The organism is Pseudoduganella plicata (assembly GCF_004421005.1).
Lineage (GTDB): Bacteria > Pseudomonadota > Gammaproteobacteria > Burkholderiales > Burkholderiaceae_D > Rugamonas > Rugamonas plicata.
In genome coordinates this window covers 968,051-989,695 of record NZ_CP038026.1, presented here as the reverse complement: position 1 = coordinate 989,695, position 21,645 = coordinate 968,051, and the positions used below count along the sequence as shown (strand labels likewise).

General features: G+C 66.5%; 15 protein-coding genes and 1 pseudogene. 10 read left to right on the top strand and 6 right to left on the bottom strand.

Features of this window, described 5'->3' with window-relative positions:
* Positions 1-5: 5 nt before the first annotated feature.
* Genes E1742_RS04200 through E1742_RS04185 form a run of 4 tightly spaced genes read right to left on the bottom strand, consistent with a single transcriptional unit; the run spans position 6 to position 4,040 of the window.
* Positions 6-836: a sugar phosphate isomerase/epimerase family protein gene (locus E1742_RS04200; RefSeq protein WP_206076729.1), complete on the bottom strand. Its 831-nt coding sequence runs from the start codon at positions 834-836 to the stop codon at positions 6-8.
* 8 nt (positions 837-844) lie between these two features.
* The gene (locus E1742_RS04195) at positions 845-2,578 is read right to left on the bottom strand and encodes a GMC oxidoreductase (RefSeq protein ID WP_134383693.1); all 1,734 of its coding nucleotides are present in this window, start codon (positions 2,576-2,578) and stop codon (positions 845-847) included.
* 9 nt (positions 2,579-2,587) lie between these two features.
* A complete protein-coding gene (locus E1742_RS04190) occupies positions 2,588-3,160 on the bottom strand; it encodes a gluconate 2-dehydrogenase subunit 3 family protein (RefSeq protein WP_134383692.1) in 573 nt (190 codons plus the stop codon).
* 7 nt (positions 3,161-3,167) lie between these two features.
* Positions 3,168-4,040 (bottom strand): AraC family transcriptional regulator, encoded by an 873-nt coding sequence (locus tag E1742_RS04185; RefSeq protein WP_134383691.1) that lies wholly within the window; start codon positions 4,038-4,040, stop codon positions 3,168-3,170.
* 228 nt (positions 4,041-4,268) lie between these two features.
* Here E1742_RS04185 and E1742_RS04180 point away from each other — a divergent pair, with 228 nt between their 5' ends.
* On the top strand, positions 4,269-5,099 hold the full coding sequence (locus E1742_RS04180; RefSeq protein ID WP_189569147.1) for a 3-keto-disaccharide hydrolase: 831 nt from the start codon (positions 4,269-4,271) through the stop codon (positions 5,097-5,099).
* Positions 5,100-5,337: 238 nt separating this feature from the next.
* On the opposite strand, the gene E1742_RS04175 is transcribed toward E1742_RS04180, so the two are convergent.
* Positions 5,338-5,682 carry a hypothetical protein gene (locus tag E1742_RS04175; protein WP_134383689.1) on the bottom strand — a complete coding sequence of 115 codons (345 nt, stop codon included), beginning with the start codon at positions 5,680-5,682 and terminating at the stop codon, positions 5,338-5,340.
* A 139-nt stretch (positions 5,683-5,821) separates the two neighbouring features.
* Between E1742_RS04175 and E1742_RS04170 the strand changes: the two genes are divergently transcribed.
* The 8 genes and pseudogenes from E1742_RS04170 (at position 5,822) to pelA (ending at position 17,522) form a co-directional block, all read left to right on the top strand.
* Complete coding sequence (locus E1742_RS04170; RefSeq protein WP_134388004.1) at positions 5,822-7,099, top strand: amidohydrolase; 1,278 nt, start codon at positions 5,822-5,824, stop codon at positions 7,097-7,099.
* A gap of 321 nt (positions 7,100-7,420) precedes the next feature.
* A complete protein-coding gene (locus tag E1742_RS04165; protein WP_134383688.1) occupies positions 7,421-9,094 on the top strand; it encodes a sodium:solute symporter family transporter in 1,674 nt (557 codons plus the stop codon).
* Between the two features lie 93 nt (positions 9,095-9,187).
* On the top strand, positions 9,188-10,234 hold the full coding sequence (locus tag E1742_RS04160; RefSeq protein WP_134383687.1) for a UDP-glucose--hexose-1-phosphate uridylyltransferase: 1,047 nt from the start codon (positions 9,188-9,190) through the stop codon (positions 10,232-10,234).
* A 4-nt stretch (positions 10,235-10,238) separates the two neighbouring features.
* Positions 10,239-11,405 (top strand): galactokinase, encoded by a 1,167-nt coding sequence (gene galK, locus E1742_RS04155; RefSeq protein ID WP_134383686.1) that lies wholly within the window; start codon positions 10,239-10,241, stop codon positions 11,403-11,405.
* Positions 11,362-12,192, top strand: a pseudogene (locus E1742_RS27205) (TonB-dependent receptor plug domain-containing protein); the annotation flags it as partial. The gene galK and the pseudogene E1742_RS27205, both read left to right, overlap by 44 nt.
* Before the next feature lie 425 nt (positions 12,193-12,617).
* On the top strand, positions 12,618-14,618 hold the full coding sequence (locus E1742_RS26335; protein WP_229466512.1) for a TonB-dependent receptor: 2,001 nt from the start codon (positions 12,618-12,620) through the stop codon (positions 14,616-14,618).
* A gap of 7 nt (positions 14,619-14,625) precedes the next feature.
* Positions 14,626-16,242, top strand: coding sequence for a family 43 glycosylhydrolase (locus E1742_RS04140; RefSeq protein ID WP_134383683.1), 1,617 nt, complete (start codon positions 14,626-14,628; stop codon positions 16,240-16,242).
* Between the two features lie 29 nt (positions 16,243-16,271).
* The gene (gene pelA / locus E1742_RS04135; RefSeq protein WP_134383682.1) at positions 16,272-17,522 is read left to right on the top strand and encodes a pectate lyase; all 1,251 of its coding nucleotides are present in this window, start codon (positions 16,272-16,274) and stop codon (positions 17,520-17,522) included.
* A 77-nt stretch (positions 17,523-17,599) separates the two neighbouring features.
* On the opposite strand, the gene E1742_RS04130 is transcribed toward pelA, so the two are convergent.
* Positions 17,600-19,474: a hypothetical protein gene (locus E1742_RS04130; protein ID WP_134383681.1), complete on the bottom strand. Its 1,875-nt coding sequence runs from the start codon at positions 19,472-19,474 to the stop codon at positions 17,600-17,602.
* 192 nt (positions 19,475-19,666) lie between these two features.
* Between E1742_RS04130 and E1742_RS04125 the strand changes: the two genes are divergently transcribed.
* Complete coding sequence (locus E1742_RS04125) at positions 19,667-21,601, top strand: hypothetical protein (protein ID WP_134383680.1); 1,935 nt, start codon at positions 19,667-19,669, stop codon at positions 21,599-21,601.
* Positions 21,602-21,645 lie beyond the last annotated feature (44 nt).

The following is a 21,645-nucleotide window of genomic DNA, read 5'->3' as shown; positions in this document are numbered from 1 at the left end:
TGCGTTTACTGTGCGCCCAGCACGGCGCGCAGGCCCTTCAGCGACGCGGCAACCGATTCCAGCTGGCCCATGCCGTTCGGGTATTCCTCCTGCTCGATAATGATCCAGTCGGTGCCGCCCACCTGGCGCACGGCCCGCGCCAGCCCCGCCCAGTCGGTCTTGTCCTGGCCGATGATGGGCGTGCCCTTGCTGCCATCGGGGAGCTTGGCCTTGAAGTGCGTGCTGACGGTGCGGCCCGGATACTTGCGCACATAGGCCTCCGGATCCTTGCCGGCAAATGTCGTCCAGCCCACGTCCTGCTGCAGGATCGCCGCGGTCGGCGTATTGGTCGCAATGACGTCCCACGGCGTGCTGCCGACAGCGCCGGCGAATTCCTCTGCGTGGTTGTGGTAGCCGATGCGCATGCCCTGGCCGGCCAGCCGGGCCGACAGCGCCGACAGTTCCTTGCTCATCTGCGCGCTGCCCGCCGTGCTGGCGCCGCGCGCGTCCATCGAGATGATCAGGTTGGTGCAACCCAGCGTCTTGTAGAACGCCGTCGTCGCGGCGAAACGGGTGTCGGCCAGCTGGTCGAGATGCATGTGGGCGCCTGCGCATTGCAGCCCGTTTTGCGCCAGGAAGGCTTTCAGGCCGGCGGGATCGTCCTTGTACGGCCCGAACTCGCCGGCGAACTCCACGCCCTGGAAACCCAGCCTGGCGATACTCGCCAGCGTGCCCTTGAAGTCCTGCCTGATTTCGTCCTTGACGGACCACAACTGCACGCCCAGCTGCGGTGTCGCCTGCGCGGCACTCGCGGCCATCAGTGCCGCCAGCGCGGCCAGTTTGAAAGTGTTCATCATGTCTCCAGTCAGATGCGGCCAGCCTTCAGTTCATCGACGGCATACGCGCATGCCCGCGCCGTCAGCGCCATGAACGTCAGGGAAGGGTTCTGCCACGCGGACGACGCCATCGATGCGCCGTCCGTCACGAACAGGTTCGGCACGTCGTGCGCCTGGTTATGCCCGTTCAGCACGGACGTTTTCGGATCGCGTCCCATGCGCGCCGTGCCCATTTCGTGGATGGACAGGCCGGGCGGCCATTCCTCCAGGGTGCGGAGATGCTTCTTCACGTCCTTGACGCCCAGGTCTTCCAGGATGCTGGCGGACGTGTCGGCGATATCGTTCTGCATCCTGCGATCGTTATCGGAATAGCTGCAGTCGATGTGCAGCAGCGGCATGCCCCACTTGTCCTTCTTCGTCGGGTGCAGGCTGACCATGTTCTCGTAGCGGGGCAGCATCTCGCCCTGGCCGCCCAGGCTGAAGTACCACGGTCCGGGCTTCCTGATCATCGCCTTGAAGTCCTTGCCGAAGCCCGGCTTCGCCGCCGCCGACTGCCAGCCTTCGCGGCCGGCGCCGCCGGACAGCGCATAGCCGCGCAGGAAGGCCGGATGGCGCTCCAGGACGTTGCGGAAACGCGGGATGTACGGGGCGGTGGGCCGACGGCCCTGGTAGTAATCGTCCTCGAACCCCTCGACACGGCCGCTGGCGCCGGCGCCGAACAGGTGGTCCATCAGGTAGTGGCCCAGCACGCCGGAGGAGTTGGCCAGCCCTGTGGGGAAGGCGCCCGACGTTGAATTGAGCAGGATCGCCGTGGAGGCCAGCGTCGAAGCGCACAGCAGCACGACCCTGGCATGGTACTCGCGCGTTGCCAGCGTGTTGGCGTCGATCACGCGCACGCCGGTGGCGCGGTTGGTCTTCGGGTCGTAGATGACGCTGTGGACGATGCTGTCCGTTGCGATGCGCAGCCGACCCGTTTTCAACGCCGGCGGCAAGGTCGAGCTTTGCGTGGAGAAGTAGGCGCCGAACGAACAGCCGCGCTGGCACTGGTGGCGCGCCTGGCATTGCACGCGGCCCTGCGCCTGCTGGGCCTCGGTGGCCGTGCGCAGGTTGGCCGTGCGGCCCATGATCATGCGCGCCGGCGCGTGGCGGGCGTCGAACTTCCTCTTCATCGCCAGTTCGACGGAGTTGAAGTCGAAGGCGGGCAGGAATTCGCCGTCCGGCAGTACGTCCAGCCCCTCCTTGCCGCCGCTGATGCCCACATGCCGCTCCACGTGGCTGTACCACGGCGCCAGGTCGGCGTAGCGGATCGGCCAGTCCACGCCATGGCCGTCCTTCAGGTTCGCCTCGAAATCCAGGTCGCTCCAGCGATACGACTGGCGCGCCCACATGAGCGACTTGCCGCCCAGCTGGTTGCCGCGGATCCAGCTGAACGGCCGGCCTTCCGGCGTCGAATACGGCATGTCGCGGTCGTTGTTGAAGAAGTGCTTCGTATGCTCGTCGAACGCGTAGCACTGGCGCTGGATCGGGTACTGCTCCTCGGCGACCTTCGCATCGACGAGACCCCGGTTCGGCATGACCCAGGGGGCCTTGTTCTCGCCAAGGTAGTCGACACCGTGTTCGACGGGCCGGCCCCGCTCGACCATCAGCGTCTTCAGCCCGCGTTCCGTCAGCTCCTTGGCGGCCCAGCCGCCGGTGATGCCGGAACCGACCACGATGGCGTCGTACTGCTCGGCGCTTTCCTTGATGTAGAACGATGCTTCCATGCTGGCTCCTCAAATGGCCCACGTGCGGGTTTTCGGCGTGACGCGGACATAGCCCGTGAAGCCGCCCGGCACGGGCAGGTAGGCCAGCTCGCGCATGGCGCCCGCTTCCGACGTGTAGTACGCAAACGCCACATAGCTTTTCAGCTTGCGGAAGGCGGCCATGTCGGCCGGCGTGAATGGCGCGATGCCGCCGTCCAGCGCGCGCAGCAGCGCGGTCTGGTCCATGGCGGCCAGGACGCGGAACGGCTTGCCCGCATGCCCGCGGGCGAGCGCGTCGAGCCGGGCCAGGCTGGCGCGGAACGCCGCGGCGTCGGCGGCCGATGCGCAGGTGTGCAGCAGGTGGTCGATGGTGCGGTGCGCTCCCACGTCCAGTGCGCCCGGGGTGTCCGTGCGCGGGATGACCAGTTCGGCCAGCACGCCCGTCAGCGCCAGTTCGTCGACGCTCAGAAGCGCCGGTGCCGCGGCGCGCTTTGCAGCTGCCAGCGCTGCCGGGATATCGCCGGCCAGCGTCAGGCCGCATAGGGCGCCCAGGCGCAGCAGGGCCGTGCGGCGTGCGTTGCCGCGGTGTGCAAATGACGTCATGGCTCTCTCAGGTGACGGGTTGGGCGGACCGGGCGCGGCGCGCGCTGCCGCGGCCCGCCAGCGACATCTGGTACTGCTTCGGCGTGATGCCGACGACGGTGCGGAACTGCTTGGTGAAGTAGCTCTGGCCGCCGAAGCCCGTCTCCGCGGCCACGCGCGCGATGCTGTGCGCCTGCGGCAGCAGCCGGCACGCCTCGTGCACCTTCAGGTGCAGGATGTACTGCTTCGGCGTCAGCCCGAAGTGCTGCTTGAACTTGCGCTCGAACGACGAGAGCGACATGCACGACAGCCTGGCCAGGTCCTCGATGCTGATGTTGTCCGTCAGGTGCTGCTGCAGGTATTCGATGCAGTGCCTGAACTCATGGAAGGGCGCCATGATCTCCTGCGAGCGCTGGGCGTCGCGCGAGAAGCCTTCGATGCCGACGATCTCGCCGTGGCGGTCGAAGATCGGCGCCTTGGTCGTAAACAGCCAGGTCAGCGTGCCATTGATGCCGCTGAGGACTTCGAGCTTGTTGCGGACGGTGACGCCGCTTTCCATGACCGACAGGTCGTCGGCGCGGATGCGGTCGGCGATATCGCGCCGGATGAAATCATGGTCCGTCCTGCCGATGATGTCCTGCACGCCCGCCAGGTCGTGCTGCTGCTGCAGCAGCCGGTTGCCCCAGACGAACTGTCCGGCGCGGTTCTTGGCGAAATAGTACATATCGGACAGCGTGTCGAACAGGGCGCTCGGCGTCGAGATGCCGTGCCGGCTGAAAAAGCGCGCGCAGTCTTCCGCGCAGTCCTCCCTCCTCGCCAGCGCGTCCGGGCTGCGCTCCTTGCGCTCATCCGGCCCCCTGCGCGTGACGACCACGCCATTGCCTATGACCATCGTGCTCATGTTTTGTCTCCTGCCTTTGTCCCGGACTGTGCTGTGGACTTCGGGTGCTTATTGCTTCTCGTTATGCGGCGATAGTAGCATTCCATCAAGTTCGGAAGTGTCAGGAAATCGGAAAAATTTATAACGAAATCGGCAACGATGGGCCGACGGACGGCCGTGCCGAATTCGTGATATCCGCTGTAGTCCGGCCGTGCCAGAATGCGCTACTTCTCTACGACAGGACAACCCATGACGACTTTACGCACGGCCGCCCGCGCCGCACTCCTGCTGGCAGCACTGGGCCTGGCCGGCCTCGCCCACGGCGCCGACCAGCCCTGGACAACGCTGTTCAACGGCAAGGACCTGACAGGCTGGACCACCTGGGTCAGCATGCAGCCCACGTCCGACAATATGAAGGCACCCACTACGGTGCGCGGCCTGAACAACGACCCGAAAGGCGTGTTCACGGTGGTGGACGGCATGCTGCGCGTGTCGGGGGAAGAGTGGGGCGCGGTCTCGACGACGCAGGAATACGGGAACTTCCACCTGAGCTTCGATGTCAGATGGGGAACGAAGAAATGGTTCCCCCGATTGGACGCACCCCGGGACAGCGGGCTGCTGTATTACGCCGTAGGGCCGGAAGGCGCGCAAAGCGGGCACTGGATGCGCAGCCATGAATTCCAGATCCAGGAAGGGGACTGCGGCGACTATCACAGCCTGGACGGCGTTACCGTGGATGCGCACGTCGGTGACGCCAACGCGGGCGACTGGAAGTTCTACCGCTACGACCCGGCGCAGCCGCTGCGCACGGGGCTGGCGTCGCGCATCCTGAAGCGGGGCACGTTTGAAAAGCCGGCGGGGGAATGGAATACGATGGAAGTGATCGCGGACGGCAAGACCGTGATCCACAAGGTGAACGGTCACGAGGTACTGCGGGTGGAGAATTCCCGTCAGCCGCTGAACGGCACGATGGTGCCGCTGACGCGGGGAAAGTTCTCGATCCAGTCGGAAGGGGCGGAGACGTTCTACCGGAATATCCGGGTGCGCGCGCTGGACGGCGCTGCGGCGGCGCAGCCCTGACGGGCGCCGGGTACGTTTGCCGGGCCCGGCTCGGAACTGGCAATTCAGGGGCGTGCGTTTAACGGCCGTGCTGTTCGAGACGGGCGCTTCAGGCGGGCCAGTTCGGGACGCGGGCTTCTGGGCCTCGCAGGTCAGGCCGTGCGCAGGGCCACGCAGCTCAGGACGTGCGCTTTTGGCCGTTCAGTTCTGGCCGTGCGCAGCGCGATGCAGTTCAGGCCGTGCGCTTCAGGTACGTCCGTTACTCGTCGAAATCTTCGGCGAGGTTCTTCCACCCGTGCTTCTTGGCGAAGTCCGCAAACTCCTCGGGCGCTTCCAGGACGATCAGCTTGCTCTCCTGCAGGCCGGGATCGGACAGGCCGAAGTCCGGCCCCTTGTAGCCCAGCGCGCGCAGGCGCTCGACGATCTGGCGCAGCAGGACGGGGTCCTTGTGCCCGCCATCGAGCGGCTTGGCGGCATCGACATACACGTCGATGATGCCGTAGCCCTCGTCGAAGATGCGGATCGCCTTGATGTCAACGCTCTGGCCGGAACTGTCGGTGGCCTTGAACGGGCCGGATAATTGGATATCGGTATCGGTGCTCATGCCTCAGCATAGCAGGTGCGGGACCAATTTGTCACACGGGTCTTGCATTGCCGCGTGTGCCGGTTATATTGGTGCCTCGACAACTGAGGAGACCCGCTTGAAACCGACCCTGACCACGCTCGCGGCCGCGCTGCCGCTGATGCTCTCCTGCGCCGCAGCCCACGCCCAGCAGGGCACCCCACTGAAAACCCAGGTTCGTGCGCAGGTCGATCGCATGTATCCCTGGCTGGATGGCGTCTACAAGGATCTGCACGCACATCCGGAAATCGCTTTCCAGGAAGTGCGCACGGCCGGCAAGCTGGCGGCCGAGATGCGCAAGCTGGGGTTCGAGGTGACGGAGAAGGTCGGCAAGACGGGTGTCGTTGCCGTGCTGCGCAACGGCGCCGGCCCGACGGTGCTGGTGCGCACGGAGCTGGACGGGCTGCCGATGGAAGAGAAGACGGGCCTGCCGTATGCCAGCAAGGCGCGGGCCACCAGCGACGGCCGCGAAAGCTACGTCACCCACAGCTGCGGCCACGACGTCCATATGGCCAGCTGGCTGGGCGCCGCGAAGACGCTGGTCGAGCTGAAGCCGCAGTGGCAGGGCACGCTCGTCTTTATCGGCCAGCCGGCCGAGGAAACGGTGTCGGGCGCCAAGGCCATGCTGGACGATGGCCTGTTCAAGCGCTTCCCCAAGCCGGACTACGCGTTCGCGCTGCACTCGTGGCCGCTGGCGCACGGCACCATCGGCTTCAACGACGGTCCCGTATCGTCCAACTCGGATGCTATCGAGATCGTCTTCAAGGGCCGCGGCGGGCATGGCTCCGCGCCGGACAAGGCGCTCGACCCGATCGCCATCGCGGCGCGCTTCGTGGTGGACGTGCAGACGGTGGTCAGCCGCGAAAAGGATCCGAAGGAATTCGGCGTCGTGACGATCGGCGCCGTCAACGGCGGCACCGTCGGCAATATCATCCCCGACAGCGTGCAGGTGCGCGGCACGATCCGCTCGTACAGTCCGGAAGTGCGGACCAGGCTGCTCGATGGCGTGCGCCGCGTCGCGAATGCGTCGGCCGCGATGGCGGGCGCACCGGCACCGGACGTGCAGCTGATCGCCGGCGGCGCGGCCATCGTGAACAATGCCGACCTCGTGCGCAAGACGGAAGCCGTGTTCCAGGACGCGTTCGGCGCCGCCAACGCCCAGCGCATGCCGGCCATGACGGCCAGCGAGGATTTCTCGCAGTTTGCCGACCTTGGCATTCCATCGATGTTCTTTTTCACGGGCGTCTACGATGCGCAGGACGTCAAGGAAGCCCAGCGCGCTGGTGGCAAGCCGGTCGCCTTCAACCATTCGCCGTTCTACGCCCCGGTGCCGGAGCCGTCGATCAAGACTGCCGCGCAGGCGATGAGCCTGGCGGTACTGAACGTGCTCAAGCGCTAAAGGGCGGCCGAGTTGTGCAAGCATCGCTGGCGGTTGAGCCGGTAGGGGCGGGCCCGCCGGGCCAGCGTGCCGGTCCCGGCCTGCCGCACGGGCGAATATTGCGTCATGGCATAGTCTTTCCGGATTTTGGCCGCACACCCGTCAACACGATGAAAATTTTGCAATTGCGGCAATCGCCTCCCGGTGGTAGCGCTATAATGCCGCGCAGGAGTGTTGCCTGTATGACATGCGCTTGCCGCATGCCAGGCAGATGAGCGACAGCGTCCGCCGCATGCGTGGCAGGACGGTGTCTTGATCGGCGTCCCAAAACTACAATCATCGATGAACACCTTCACTTCCCTCGACTCGTTCGTCTTTCTCGTCTATTTCGTTGTCGTTGCCGCCTACGGGCTGTGGATCTATACCAAGCGCAAAAAGTCCACGTCGGGCACCGCCTCGCACGACTATTTCCTTGCCGAAGGCTCGCTCACCTGGTGGGCCATCGGCGCCTCGCTGATCGCTTCCAATATTTCTGCCGAGCAGTTTATCGGCATGAGCGGGTCCGGCTTCAAGATCGGCATGGCCATTGCCGTGTACGAGCTGATGGCCGCGGCCACCTTGATCATCGTGGCCGTGTTCTTCATGCCCGTCTACCTGAAGAACCGCATCTACACGATGCCGCAATTCCTCGAGCAGCGCTATGGCAAGGCCGTCGCCACGACAATGGCGCTGTTCTGGCTGGGCCTGTACGTCGTCGTCAATCTGACGTCGATCCTGTACCTGGGCGCGCTGGCCATTTCCAGCGTCGCCGGCCTGAATGTGTTTGCCTGCATGGCGTTTCTTGCCGTGTTTGCCGCAGTCATCACGCTGGGCGGCATGAAGGTCATCGGTTATACGGACGTGATCCAGGTGCTGTGCCTGGTTGTCGGCGGCCTCGTCACGACGTGGATCGCGCTGGACCTCGTGGCTGCGCTGAGCGGCGGGCAGGGGGCCATTGTCGGCGCCAGCGAGCTGTTCAAGCGCGCCGGCAGCCACTTCGATATGGTGCTGGACCGCGACAACCCGAACTACATGGACCTGCCGGGCCTGTCGACGTTGATCGGCGGCATGTGGATCGTCAACCTGAACTACTGGGGCTGCAACCAGTACATCACGCAGCGCGCGCTGGGCGCCGACCTGTCGACGGCGCGCAAGGGCCTGCTGTTTGCGGCCTTCCTGAAGCTGCTGATGCCGGTCATCGTCGTGCTGCCAGGCATCGCCGCTTTTGCGCTGGACAAGTCGGGCGCGCTGGGCAATTCCATGCGCGTCGGTGGCGAACTCAATCCGGACCGCGCCTATCCGACACTGCTTGCGATGCTGCCGTCCGGCCTGAAAGGCGTGGCGTTTGCCGCGCTGACGGCCGCCGTCGTCGCGTCGCTGGCCGGCAAGGCCAACAGTATCGCGACGATCTTCACGCTCGATATCTACAAGCAGCACTTCAACCGCGAGGCAAGCGAGCAGCGCATGGTGTGGGTCGGCCGCATCTGCGTCGTCGCCGCCATCGCGCTGGCAGTGCTGATCGCGCCGTTCCTGGGCATCGACAAGAAGGGCGGCTTCCAGTACATCCAGGAATATACCGGCTTCGTGTCGCCGGGCATCCTGGCGATGTTCCTGCTGGGCTTCTTCTGGAAGGAGACAACGGCGCCGGCCGCCATGTTCGCCACCGTTGGCGGCCTGGTGTTCTCGATCATCCTGAAATTCCTGCCCGGCATGATGGACCTGTCGTTCCTGGCACCGATCGGCTTTGCCGTCGACAACGGCGCCGGCGTCTACGAGATCCCGTTCGTGGACCGCATGTTCATCGTTTTCTGCGTGGTCGTGGCCGGCATGGTGCTGATCAGCAAGCTCGGCCGCCAGGATGGCTCCGCCAAGCGCATGATCATCGACCGGACGCTGTTCCGCGTCGAGCCCTCGTTCGCATTGGGCTCGGGCATCATCTGCGTGCTGCTGGCCATCATCTACGGCACCCTCTGGTAACACGGTTGCCCTGCCGTGCGACCCACGGCGCAGTTTTGGTTAGACTGGCGGCATGACCTGTCGCCAGTGTTTTATTGTTTTGTAAGGAAATCCATGTTCAACCCTTCAGACGATCCCCATCGCCGTCACAATCCGTTGACGGGCGAGTGGGTCCTCGTATCGCCGCATCGCGCCAAGCGCCCGTGGCAAGGCCAGCAGGAAGCGCCGGACAATTCCGCGCGCCCGTCGCACGACCCGTCCTGCTACCTCTGTGCCGGCAATACCCGCGTCAATGGTGAAAAGAATCCCGAGTACACGGGCACCTTCGTTTTTGAAAACGACTTCGCCGCCCTGAAACCGGACACGCCGGAGGCGGCGCCCGACGCCGATCCGCTGTTCCAGACGATGAGCGTGCGCGGCACCAGCCGCGTCATCTGCTTCTCGCCGGACCACAGCGCCACGCTGCCTCAACTGTCGGCCGAGGCCATCGAACAGGTCGTCGATACGTGGTGCGAGCAGGCCGCGGACCTGGGCCGTACCTACCGCTGGGTCCAGGTGTTTGAAAACAAGGGAGCCGCGATGGGCTGCTCCAATCCGCACCCGCACGGCCAGATCTGGGCCAACAGCTTCCTGCCCAACCTGCCCGCTGCGGAACACCGCGAGCAGACGGCATATCACGCCAGGCACGGCCGCTCGCTCCTGCTCGATTACGTCGAGCGCGAAGCGCAGGCGGGCGAACGCGTTGTAGTCGAGACGCAGTTCTGGCTGGCCGTCGTGCCGTACTGGGCCAGCTGGCCGTTCGAGACAATGCTGCTGCCGCGCTTCCCCGTGCGCCGTCTGGAAGAACTGACGCAGCCGCAACGGGCCGACCTGGCTATCGCGCTGAAGCGCCTGACGACCCGTTACGACAACCTGTTCAAGACGTCGTTCCCATATTCGATGGGCTGGCACGGCGCGCCCTACCTGGACGAAGCGTCCGAGGCCTGGCAGCTGCATGCCCATTTCTTCCCGCCGCTGCTGCGTTCGGCATCGGTGCGCAAGTTCATGGTCGGCTACGAAATGCTGGCCGAGGCGCAGCGCGACCTGACGCCGGAACAGGCGGCCGCCCAGCTGCGCGCGCTGCCGGAAGTCCACTACCTTCAATCCAACGACAAGCAATAACAAGATGAGCGAATCTCCCCTTATCGAGCACACCCGCTCGGCGTTTTCCGACAAGTTCGGTACGGCGCCAGCCCTGGTGGTGCAGGCCCCCGGCCGTGTCAACCTGATCGGCGAGCATACCGACTACAACGACGGTCTCGTACTGCCCTGCGCGATCGACTACCGCACCGTGATCGCCGCGCGCGAGCGCGACGACCGCGTCATGCGCATCGTCGCCGCCGACTATGCCAACGCGACGGACGAGTTCTCGCTGGACGCGCCCATCGAGCGCCGCGACGACCCGATGTGGGCCAATTACGTGCGCGCTGTGATCGACGTGCTGGTCAAGCGCGGCCTGCCGATGCGCGGCCTGGATATGGTGATTTCGGGCGACGTGCCGCAAGGTGCCGGCCTGTCGTCGTCCGCATCGCTGTCGGTCGCCGTCTGCCGCGTGTTCGCCACGTTGCCAGGTTTCGAGTCGCTCAGCCCCATCGACATGGCGCTGATCGCGCAGCAGGCCGAGAACGATTTCGTCGGCACCAAGTGCGGCAATATGGACCAGATCATTTCCGCCTCCGGCGTGGAAGGCCATGCGCTGCTGATCGACTGCCGTTCGCTGGAAACGCAGCTGGTACCGATTCCCTCCGGCGCGGCCATCATGATCTTCCACTCGCACGTCGAGCGCGGGCTGGTGGACAGCGAATACAACACGCGCCGCCGCCAGTGCGAGGAAGCGGCGCGCCACTTCGGCGTCAAGGCGCTGCGCGACGTCGATGCGGCAATGCTGGAAGCACGCGGCGGCGAGCTCGATCCGCTGACGTTGCGCCGCGCGCGCCACGTCGTGACGGAAAATGCCCGCGTCGAGGCGGCCGGCCAGGCGCTGGCCGCAGGCGACCTGGCGCGTATGGGCGAGCTGATGGAAGCGTCGCACGTGTCGATGCGCGACGACTTCGAAATCACCGTGCCGCTGATCGACCAGCTGGTCGATATCGTCAAGGGCGTCGTCAAGCAGTCCGGCGGCGTGCGCATGACGGGCGGCGGCTTTGGCGGCTGCGTCGTGGCGCTGGTGCCGGAGGAGCAGGTGGCCGACGTCAGCGCGGCCGTCGAACAGACGTACCGCGGGCCGGAAGGCCAGCTGGCGACGATCTATGTCTGCCGGGCCGCCGCCGGGGCCGGAGTCGTGGCGGCCTGATCCGGGGCCGGACTGGTGCGTGCCGGACGGCGGCGCGCCTCTGGTCCGGCCAGTTGTTGCGTTAACGCGTCACTGGTCAGCCAGAAATATAAGTGGTCAGGCCGCTTGTCGGTCGGCCCAAGTGCAAATCAACGCCACTTCGCCGACGTTGGCGCAAGATGCGCTCATCCATAGCCGCCTGATATCGATTTCACCCTGCAAGCGCCGTTTTAGTTATTGGTGCCGTCTGAACAACTCCGTCATGCTTGAGCAACGGCGATCCCGAATCGCTACGCGCAGCAGACGCGATCATAATCAGAACGGAGACCATTCAATGCAGCAGAAACGCGCACTCACGCTGACGGCACTGGCCGGGGCGCTGGCCGCCGGCCTGGCCCACGCCCAGCAAACGCCTGATGAACCCACCACAGTCGTCGTCACCGGCCTGCGGGCTTCGCTGGAAAGCGCGCTCAGTGCCAAGCGCACCGAGAACGGCATCGTCGATGTCGTCAAGGCCGAGGACATCGGTAAATTTCCCGATACGAACCTGGCCGAATCGCTGCAGCGCATCCCCGGCGTGGCGATCGACCGCGACGCGGGGGAAGGGCGCAGCATTACCGTGCGCGGCCTGGGCCAGGACTTTACACGGGTGCGCATCAACGGCATCGAAGGTCTCGCCACGACAGGCGGCAGCGACAACAGCGGCGGCATCAACCGCGGCCGCGGCTTCGACTTCAATGTGTTCGCGTCCGAGCTGTTCAGCTCCCTGACGGTACGTAAAAGCTCGTCGGCCGAGGTGGAAGAGGGCTCGCTGGGCGCGACGGTGGATCTGCAGACGATGCGCCCGTTCGACATGGCCAAACGGGGCTTCAATGCCACCGCGATGATCAAGGGCCGCTACAACAGCCTGTCCGAAAGGACAGACCCGCGCGGCGCCGTCATGCTGTCCGATACGTTCAACAACAACACGATGGGCTACCTCGTCTCGGCCGCGTGGGGCAAAAGGAATGTGCTGGAAGACGGATTTTCCAGCGGCCGCTGGGACCACGGGCCCTCGGTGGGCGGCTGGTGCGCGCCAATGGGAGTGGGCACGTCGGCGTCGCCCAACTGCGGCACGACCGCGGCCGGCTTCCCCGTCGCCACGCGCCTGCCGGCCAGCCAGGGGCGACGGACGCCTACAACGACGCCAGCAATCCGGCCAACTACCACCCCCGCTTCCCCCGCTACGGCCGCATGGTGCACGAGCAGGACCGCCTCGGCATCACGGCGTCGTTCGAGTGGAAGCCGCGCCGCGGCACGCGCATCTCGGTGGACATGCTGTACGCCGACCTCGATGCGACGCGCGAGGAACACTATCTCGAAGGCTTCTCGTTCAGCCGCAACGCCACGTCCGGCGGCAAGCCGCAAACGTCCGTCGTGCAGGCGCAGTACGACGCGCTGGGCCGGCTGCGGTACGGGGTCTTCAACGGCGTCGATATCCGCTCCGAGTCGCGCTACGACGAGATGAGCACGAAGTTCACGCAGCCGACCTTGAACCTGTCGCACCAGATCAGCGAGGACTGGCGCGTCAGCGCGGCGATCGGCCGCGCCAAATCCACGTTCGACAATCCGATCCAGACCACCGTCACGCTGGATGCGCCGAACGTCAACGGCTACACGCTCGACTTCCGCCAGAACGACCGGCTGCCATTGATCTCTTACCCGTTCGACGTGACGCGGGCCGGCGTACTTGGAATATACGGCGTGCCGGCCGGCGCGACTGCCGCCGCCAATGCTCTCCCCAGCGAGATCCGCATCCGCCCGCAGGGCACGTCGAACGTCAACGACGTGCTGTCGGCCGACGTGGCCTGGCGCGCCAGCGACGCCTGGACCGTCAAGGGCGGCATCAACCTGAAGAAGTACAAGTTCCGCACCTGGGAATCGCGCCGCGCCAACACGGCCGAAACGATCTACGGGCTGCCGGCCGGGACGTCGCTGAACGGCCTGACGGGCCTTGTCACCGGCTTCGGTCCGGACCAGGACCTGCCGGCCGGCACGGCCACCAGCTGGGTCAAGCCCGACATCGGCGCCATCACGGCGCTGTACGACGCCTACTGCAACTGCCTGAAAACGGGTCCGGCCGGCGGCCCCGGCGATTTTACGTTGACGTCCATCGAGAACACGAGCGCACGCGGTAACAACCGCGCCATCGAAGAAGAGGACCGTGGCGTGTTCCTGCAAGGCGACTTCGACAGCGAACTGTGGGGCATTCCCGTGCGCGGCAACGTGGGCGGCCGCTATGTGAAAACGAAGCTGACGGCGCAGGGTTACGTCGCCACCGGCGGCGGCACGCTGGTCACCGCCACCAACGAGTACAAGGACTTCCTGCCGGCCGTGAACGTGACGGCCAGCGTGACGAAGGACTTCCTCGTGCGGCTGGCGGCGGCCAAGGTCATGTCGCGGCCCGCGCTGGGCAACCTCAATCCCGGCGGCACCATCAGCACCGTGGGCGCGCTGGGCATCTCGTCCGGCAACCCGACGCTCGAGCCGTTCCGCGCCAAGACGTTCGACGCGTCGTTCGAGTACTACTTCCCCAACAAGGCTTTCCTGGGACTGGGCCTGTTCCAGAAGAACATCGCCAGCTATATCCAGGGCGTGCGCCAGTCGATGCCGTACAACCAGACGGGATTGCCGCTGTCGCTGCTGCCGGCGAACTTCAACGGCACGGAGATGTTCGACGTCAGCAGCTTCCTGAACACGCCGGGCGGCAAGCTGCGCGGGTTCGAATTGAATTACCAGCAGCCGTTCACGTTCCTCCCCTCCTGGGGCCGCAACTTCGGGCTGATCGCCAACTACACGAAGGTGGCCTCGAAGATCGACTACATCATCTCCGCCAACACGGCCAACAGCGGCACGGTGCGCGACGAGCTGGTGAACCTGTCGCCGAAGTCCTGGAACACGACGTTCTACTACGACGACAACCGCTTCAGCGCGCGGCTGACGGGCGCCTACCGCTCCGCCTACCTGCAGGTGGTGCCGGCGCAGAACAACAACGACGTGCAGGGCAAGAACGAGACGTTCAACGTCGATCTCTCGCTGTCCTATAAATGGAACGACAACCTGGAGTTCACGTTCGAAGGCGTCAACCTGACCAACGAGGCGACCGACCAGTTCGTGGGCCGTGCCCGCAACAGCGTCATGGTCTACAACGTCACGGGCCGCGAGTACCTGCTCGGCGCCCGCTACAAATTCTGAGGTCACGATGGTCACACGACGCAACGCATTGAAGTCGGCGGGCCTGGGCACGCTGCTGCTGGGGCCAGCCGCGCAGGCCGCATGTCCGCCGGCGCTGCCGGCCTGGGCGCGCGGCCCGGAAGGGCAGCGCAAGGCGGATCTGGGCAACGGCACCTTCCTCAACCCCATCGTGGCTGGCGACCGGCCCGACCCGTCGATCCTGAAGGACGGCGCGGATTACTACATGACGTTTTCCACGTTCGACGCCTATCCGGGCCTCGTGATCTGGCATTCGCGCGACCTGGTCAACTGGCAGCCTCTGGTCGCAACCCTGCAGCGCAATATCGGGTCGGTCTGGGCGCCGGAACTGTGCAAGCACAAGGGCCGCTACTACCTGTACATCCCGACGAAGAAGACGGCGGTGCCGGGGGCGAAAACCACGTCGTGGGTGATCTGGGCCGACGACATCCGCGGACCGTGGTCCGATCCCATCGACCTGAACCTGCCGAAGCACATCGACCCGGGCCATGCCGTCGGCGAGGACGGTTCGCGCTGGCTGTTCCTGTCCGGGGTCGATCGCGTGCGGCTGGCCGACGACGGGCTGTCGACAATCGGCCAACCGGAACGGGTCTACGAACCGTGGCGCTATCCGGACGACTGGGAAGTCGAGGCGTTTTCGCCCGAGGGGCCGAAAGTGCTGCGCCACGGCGGCTACTATTACCTGATCCTGGCTGTGGGCGGAACTTCCGGCCCGCCGACCGGGCATATGGTGATCGCCGCCAGGTCGAAGTCCATCCACGGTCCGTGGCAGCACCATCCGCGCAACCCGCTCGTGCGCACCACCAGCGTGGACGAAAAATGGTGGTCGCGCGGCCATGCGACCTTGGTGCAGGGGCCGGCCGGCGACTGGTGGGGCGTCTACCACGGCTACGAGAACGGCTTCTGGACACTGGGCCGGCAGGCGTTGCTGGCGCCCGTCACCTGGTCTGCCGACGGCTGGCCGGAGTTCGGCGGCGGCGACCTGTCGCAACCGCTCAGGAAGCCCGCCGGCGGTGCCACGGGGCCGCACGGCATGGCGTTGTCCGACGACTTCGGCACCGACAAATACGGCATCCAGTGGAACTTCTTCAGCCCCGCGCCAACGGAAAGCCGGCGCCTGGCACGCAGGGACAACACGCTGCACCTGCAGGCCAGCGGCAGCGAGCCGTCCGATTCGTCGCCGCTGGTGTTTGTCGCGCCGGACCAGGATTACGAGTTCCAGTGCGAGATCGACGTGGACGCCGGCACGCGCGGCGGCCTGCTGCTGTTCTACGACCACAAGCTGTATTGCGGCCTGGGCTTCGATGCCGAACAGTTCACCCTGCACCGCTACGGCACGGAGCACGGCAAGCTGGCGAACACTTATGGCAAGCGCCTGTTCATTCGCATCCGCAACCGCCGGCACATCGTCAGCATCCACATGTCCGGCGACGGCAAGACGTGGCAGCGCGGTCCGCGCGGCTATGAAGTCTCCGGCTACCACCACAATGTGCGCGGCGGCTTCATGTCGCTCAAGCCGGCCCTGTACGCGGTCGGTAAGGGAACGGTGCGCTTCCGCGATTTCCGCTATCGGGCGTTTGGCGAAGCGGTGAAAGGACAGCAGTGAAAGCAGCACGGACAGTATCAGCGGCAGCAATGGCAATCGCGCTGTCGTTGCCTGCAGCGGCCGGCGTCATCGGCACCATGACCCCGGCGCAGCCGGTCACCGCAACCCGCATCGCGGCGCTGCCGGCGAACCAGCAGCCCGCATGGCGCGACTACCTGGCCCGTTCGCAGGCATCCATGGCGGCGGACAAGGCGGCGCTGGCGGCGGAGCGCGACGGCGGGCCCGGGTCCGTGTCGGCGGCGCCGCATCTGAAGGGCGAGTCGGGCATGCCGGTGGATCGTCCGGCCGTGTGGTATGCCTCTGCTGATGCCACAACGGTGGCGGACAATATCGTCAGCTTCCAGACGCCGGCGGGCGGCTGGGGCAAGAACGTGGACCGGCGCGGCCCGCCGCGACGGCGCGGCGAACACTACGCGCCCGTTGACGACGATCCAAGCGGTGGGGTGGTGTCGCGCGCGGACGGCTGGAGCTATGTCGGCACCATCGACAACGACGCCACGATCGCGGAACTGCGCTTCCTCGCGCGCGTGCAGGCGGCCCGCCCGGACAGCGCCGGCGACGCGTATCGCGCATCGGCGCTGAAGGGCATCGGCTATCTTCTGCAGGCGCAGTATCCCAACGGCGGCTACCCGCAGGTGTATCCGCTGCAGGGCGGTTATCACGATGCCATCACATTCAACGACGACGCCATCGCCCAGGTGGTCGGCCTGCTGGGTAACGTGGCGGCGCGCCAGGGGGACTATGCTTTCGTGCCCGCCGACCTGGCGGCGCGCGCCGCCACCGCGCAGGCGCGCGCGATCGAGGTCATTCTGGCCAGCCAGGTGCGCGCCGGCGGCGTGCGCACGGGTTGGTGCCAGCAGCACGATGCATTGACATTGGCGCCGGTCGGCGCGCGCAATTTCGAACCGGTGGCGCTGTCCACGGCGGAAAGCGCGCGCCTGCTGATGCTGCTGATGGCGTTGCCGCAGCCCCGCCCGGAGATCGTCGCGGCGGTCGAGGAGGGCGTTGCGTGGCTGCAGCGCGTTGCCGTCCAGGACGTGGAATGGCATCGTGACGGCGAGCGTGGCAGGGTGCTCGTCTCGCGGCCGGGCGCCGGACCGCTGTGGCCGCGCCTCGTCGGTCCCGTCACGATGCGGCCGGTCTTCGGGGACCGCGACCGCACCATTCATACGGACGTGAATGAGCTGAGTCGGGAGCGCCGCGACGGTTACGCGTGGTACGGCACGGGGCCGGCAACGGCGCTGGCGGCGTATCGACGCTGGACGGCGCGGCAGCGCTGACGGTGCGGCGCCCCGTCCGCCGCACTGCTAGCCGGCCGGCCGCTCGGGCGAAAAGTGGCTGTGCCGGCCGAAGTGGTTCAGCGTCGCATGCCACGCCGTGTTGACGGCGGCGTCGATGGTGGCGCCGCCCTTGTGGGGCGGGAATCCACCGAGGAAATGCTGGTAATCGGCCACGAAATCGGCCGGGGTACCGCCCCTAACCCCAACGGCAGCCCGCGCGTCTGCTCCAGCTGGTTGCCGACCCACATGGCCTCGTGCATCGAATGGCCGCCATCGTGGGTCAGGAACATCATCGTTCCCAGCAGCGCATCCCTGGCATCGACAGTCTTGCCGTTGCGGAGCATATGGTCCACCATGTGCATCGCGATATTGGTGGAGCCCGAGACGCCGCTGACGAACGGCACGCCGTGCTGCAACGCCTGCGTCAGCTCCGGGCTCGGCTTGTTCAGCAGCGGGATATTGCGGTCCGCCGGGTGCATGGCCGGTTCCGACGACCAGGCAATCGGCGGCTGGTGGTGCGCCGTGACGCCGGCCTTCCGGGACATCCGGTTCGGGTTGAACGCCCTTGTTTCCCGTGCCGAAGCCGGTCCCACGACGCCGGTGTAGTTGGCGTTCGCAGCCGCCATCCAGGGCGCGGGGCGGATCTGGTCGAGTTTCAGCGACAGCTTGACGGTCAGATAGGGGATGGCGAGGCAGTCCGCGCCGTTGCGTGCCGGTTGGCTCAGCAGGGATTTCAACGCACGCAGCGCGTCGGCGCCATACGGTGCCTGAGCGAACGCTTCCAGCTTGGGCGACTCCGTCTGCCAGCTGCGGCGTTCGGCCTGCACCATCTCCAGCACCCTGCCGGCCACTTTTTCCTGATCGTCCGGCGTCAGAGCTTCCAGTGTCTCCAGCAGCTGCTGCGCCATCGCATCCATCGCCGCGCCGACACTGGCCGGCGGCTGGCGCACCAGTTCGGCCATCAGCACGGTTTCCATGGCCCGGCCATAGATATTGTCGTGAAGCCGGGTGGCATGATCGCCCGCCTTGTCCGCTGACGGGATCTGGCTGCCCAGCTCGCCAGCCAGCTCCGCCAGCGCACCCAGGCCGGCGCGCTGGCAGCCGGCCTGCACCTCCTGCAGGAAGTTCTGCGTGCTGGCAAACGACAGGTCATGCCGCAATACGCGGCCCATGGTTTCCGCGCCAAGATTGTGCAGGTAGCGACGCTGTACCGGGTCTGCCGTGCGCATGGCAGCGCGGATCTGGTGCCCCAGGTGCGTCATGCATTCCATCGGCATGCGGCCGGCCGTGCGCTCTTCACGCGAAGCGCCCAGCGTGCCGACGGTTTGCAGGTGGATCGCCTCGCCGACGGACTTCATGATGGCGCCCAGGTCGCGCGCCGTGACGCGGCAGCCCGGCTGCGCCAGCCAGTCGCGGGCATGGTCGATCACCCGGCCCGCATGCGTTCCCGTCAGCGCATACTCGCGTTCCGTATTGCCCAGGATGCTCATGACGGCATCGCGGCCCTGCCGGATGGCGTCCGCGTCGGCCGGGACACGCGGATCCGCGTGCAGGTCGAGCGCGACCGCATGGCCTTGCACCTGTGCTGGTCCAAGGCGGGGGTCGCCGGTACGCTGGGGGCGGCCCAGCACGAGGATATTGCCGACGTCCGCAGGGGGCTTGCCGGAGTTCCAGGCCACCGTATCGAACACAGTGGTGTTCGGGCCGACGACGGGAAGCCGGGGCGGCGGCGCCTCCTTGCCGGGACCCGCCGTGCGTACCGCCGTGGCCGCGGTGTCGCGTGCACGCCTGAGCAGTTGGGCGCAGGTGGCACGGGCGCCCGGCGCGCGTGGGCGCTGCGTCGGCAGGGACGCCGGCGGCGCGCTGGCAGCCCTGCTGCGGGCGCCGGCCGCATCGGCTGGCGCGGGCGGGGTGTCATGACCCGTCAATCCTCGCAGTAAATTGAATCTCATTGCCGCACCTTCGCTGTTGGCGGTCCGGGTTGTTGCCCCACCCGTACAGGGATCACCCGATGAGTGGCGCCTGCGCGGCTTTGGTTCAAAAGCGGTACGGTGCGAACCTTTGGCCGCCTCGGCCCACTCACCTGGGTGGTTCCCTGTACGGGTGGGGCGGACAACCCGAGGCTTAGTGAGTACGGAGATACGATGTTCAATCGAACGCAAGGAGGGGGCGGTCATATCCCCCATGGCTTTCCCGGCAATATGAATGATCCGCGCCAGGCGCTACCGGTGCGGCCGGCGGGGCCGCCCGCGCAGGGATCCGGTGGCCTGCCGTCGGCGCGCGGGACGCGGCCGGCAGGGCCGCACCCCCTGCAGCGACAGGCGCGCGGGACGCAACCGGCGGGACCGTCACAGCCGGCGGCCGCGGCCGAGCCGGCTGCGCCGGTGGTCGGTGCGCGCACCACGGTGCTCGACACGGTGGACTGGAACAGCAAGGCCAATCTGGAAGATATCGGTCACCTGATCGTGCTGGGCCACGACCAGCGCCGCGGCGACCCCCGCCTCGGTCATGCCCAGGTGGGCGGCCGGCCGGACACCCGGCTGGACCTGTACACGGACAGCACGATGCCGGTACAGGACTTCCATCGCGGCGAGGCCAAGGGGCGCCAGGCGGCGCTGACGGTCCTGGAGAACACGGAACACGCGTTCCGCCTGCAGGGTACTCCGGCGGGACGGGAGATCGAGCGTGCGCGTACGTGGCTGGCCAACCCCGACAATCGCCTGACCGCCGGTGCGTTCGGCGGCATGATGAAGGCCGTCAGCGAAGCCGTGCATGCGCAGGAGATGCAGCGGGCCGGCCCGTCGCGCGCGCCGCGCCAGACGGGCCGGATGCCGATGGACTGCATGACGCATCTCGGGTACGAGATTCGCCACGCCCAGCGCAACGCCGGCCCGGGACAACAGGAGTTCCTGCGCAAGCTGGGCTTTGAAACGATGGACCGGGTGATGCAGCATCGCCTGAGCTTCGGTTCCACCAAGGCGTGGCTGGACAAGGTCGCGGACGACTGCGAGGACCGGGGTCTGGGCGGCCTGGCCCGACTCGCCGGACAGCTGAGCGACGATATCCCCGCGCCGTCGCAATTGCGCGACCACGCCACCCAACTGCACGACAATGTCTACGGCCGGGCGCTGGAGTCGGTGATGATCAACGAGCTGGTGCACAACACGCCGGACAGCGTCAAGGACAGCATGGAAGCGCTCAGCGGTCACCTGGACCATGCATTGTCGCGGCTTGCCCCCGGGGACCAGCAACGCACGGCGGTGGCGGTGCAGGACATGATGCGGCATGAGCGCCGCGGCTGGCAGGCCAATGCGCCGGAGCTGGAGGCGTTCTTCCAGGCGCCGCCGGGACACGAGCTGCGGGCGCTGAAGAATCTGCTGCGGGCACCCAAGGAGACGGGTTTCGACTGCATTGCCGTGCCCTACCTGACCGTCAAGATGTCGCTGTGCATGGGTGACGGCGCACCGTGGATGCGACGTGCAAACGTCAACTATCGCGATGTCGTGGGACCGGCGTCGGCGCGTGAAACGGAAATGCAGCCGAACCCGAACCGGGCGACGGCCAAGGCGGGCATCACGTCGCACCACCAGCCGGATACGGTGCGCACGCACCCGGCCGAGGCGGCGATGCATCCGGGGGACCGCAACCGGCCCAAGCTGCACGACACCAGTCCCGAGCTGCGCAGCGCCCTGCAGCATGGCGAACCGTTCGTCAGCGGCGTCTCCGGCTCCACCAATATCGTCATGCATGCGGTCGGCCACATGCTGGCAAAAGGCGGCGACATCGACGCCAAGGATGCGCTGCTGGGCACGATGATGTTCCTGACCCATGACGGCGGCCACTCGATGCATGAAGCCATGTGGGTCGGCAACCAGCTCGACGGAAAGCTGGGACTGGGCATGGGCATGCCCGGCGGCGATCCGGCGAAGTATGTGTCCGACTACGACAGCTTCATCGAATCGTTTGGCCCTGAGAACGGTCGCGACACGCTGCGGGCGGCGGCGGACAAGGCCTGGCAGGTGACGCTGAACCAGTTCGGCCGCACCAGCCACTTCTCGGCGGACAATCCGGCACCGTAAGGGAGGCGCAGGCACCTCTGCCGTTTTTGGGCTGGAGGTGCCTG

Coding starts and splice junctions, on each gene's coding strand:
- E1742_RS04200 (WP_206076729.1), bottom strand. CDS start 836: ATGATGAACACTTTCAAACTGGCCGCGCTGGCGGCACTGATGGCCGCG.
- E1742_RS04195 (WP_134383693.1), bottom strand. CDS start 2,578: ATGGAAGCATCGTTCTACATCAAGGAAAGCGCCGAGCAGTACGACGCC.
- E1742_RS04190 (WP_134383692.1), bottom strand. CDS start 3,160: ATGACGTCATTTGCACACCGCGGCAACGCACGCCGCACGGCCCTGCTG.
- E1742_RS04185 (WP_134383691.1), bottom strand. CDS start 4,040: ATGAGCACGATGGTCATAGGCAATGGCGTGGTCGTCACGCGCAGGGGG.
- E1742_RS04180 (WP_189569147.1), top strand. CDS start 4,269: ATGACGACTTTACGCACGGCCGCCCGCGCCGCACTCCTGCTGGCAGCA.
- E1742_RS04175 (WP_134383689.1), bottom strand. CDS start 5,682: ATGAGCACCGATACCGATATCCAATTATCCGGCCCGTTCAAGGCCACC.
- E1742_RS04170 (WP_134388004.1), top strand. CDS start 5,822: ATGCTCTCCTGCGCCGCAGCCCACGCCCAGCAGGGCACCCCACTGAAA.
- E1742_RS04165 (WP_134383688.1), top strand. CDS start 7,421: ATGAACACCTTCACTTCCCTCGACTCGTTCGTCTTTCTCGTCTATTTC.
- E1742_RS04160 (WP_134383687.1), top strand. CDS start 9,188: ATGTTCAACCCTTCAGACGATCCCCATCGCCGTCACAATCCGTTGACG.
- galK (WP_134383686.1), top strand. CDS start 10,239: ATGAGCGAATCTCCCCTTATCGAGCACACCCGCTCGGCGTTTTCCGAC.
- E1742_RS26335 (WP_229466512.1), top strand. CDS start 12,618: ATGGTGCACGAGCAGGACCGCCTCGGCATCACGGCGTCGTTCGAGTGG.
- E1742_RS04140 (WP_134383683.1), top strand. CDS start 14,626: ATGGTCACACGACGCAACGCATTGAAGTCGGCGGGCCTGGGCACGCTG.
- pelA (WP_134383682.1), top strand. CDS start 16,272: ATGGCAATCGCGCTGTCGTTGCCTGCAGCGGCCGGCGTCATCGGCACC.
- E1742_RS04130 (WP_134383681.1), bottom strand. CDS start 19,474: ATGAGATTCAATTTACTGCGAGGATTGACGGGTCATGACACCCCGCCC.
- E1742_RS04125 (WP_134383680.1), top strand. CDS start 19,667: ATGTTCAATCGAACGCAAGGAGGGGGCGGTCATATCCCCCATGGCTTT.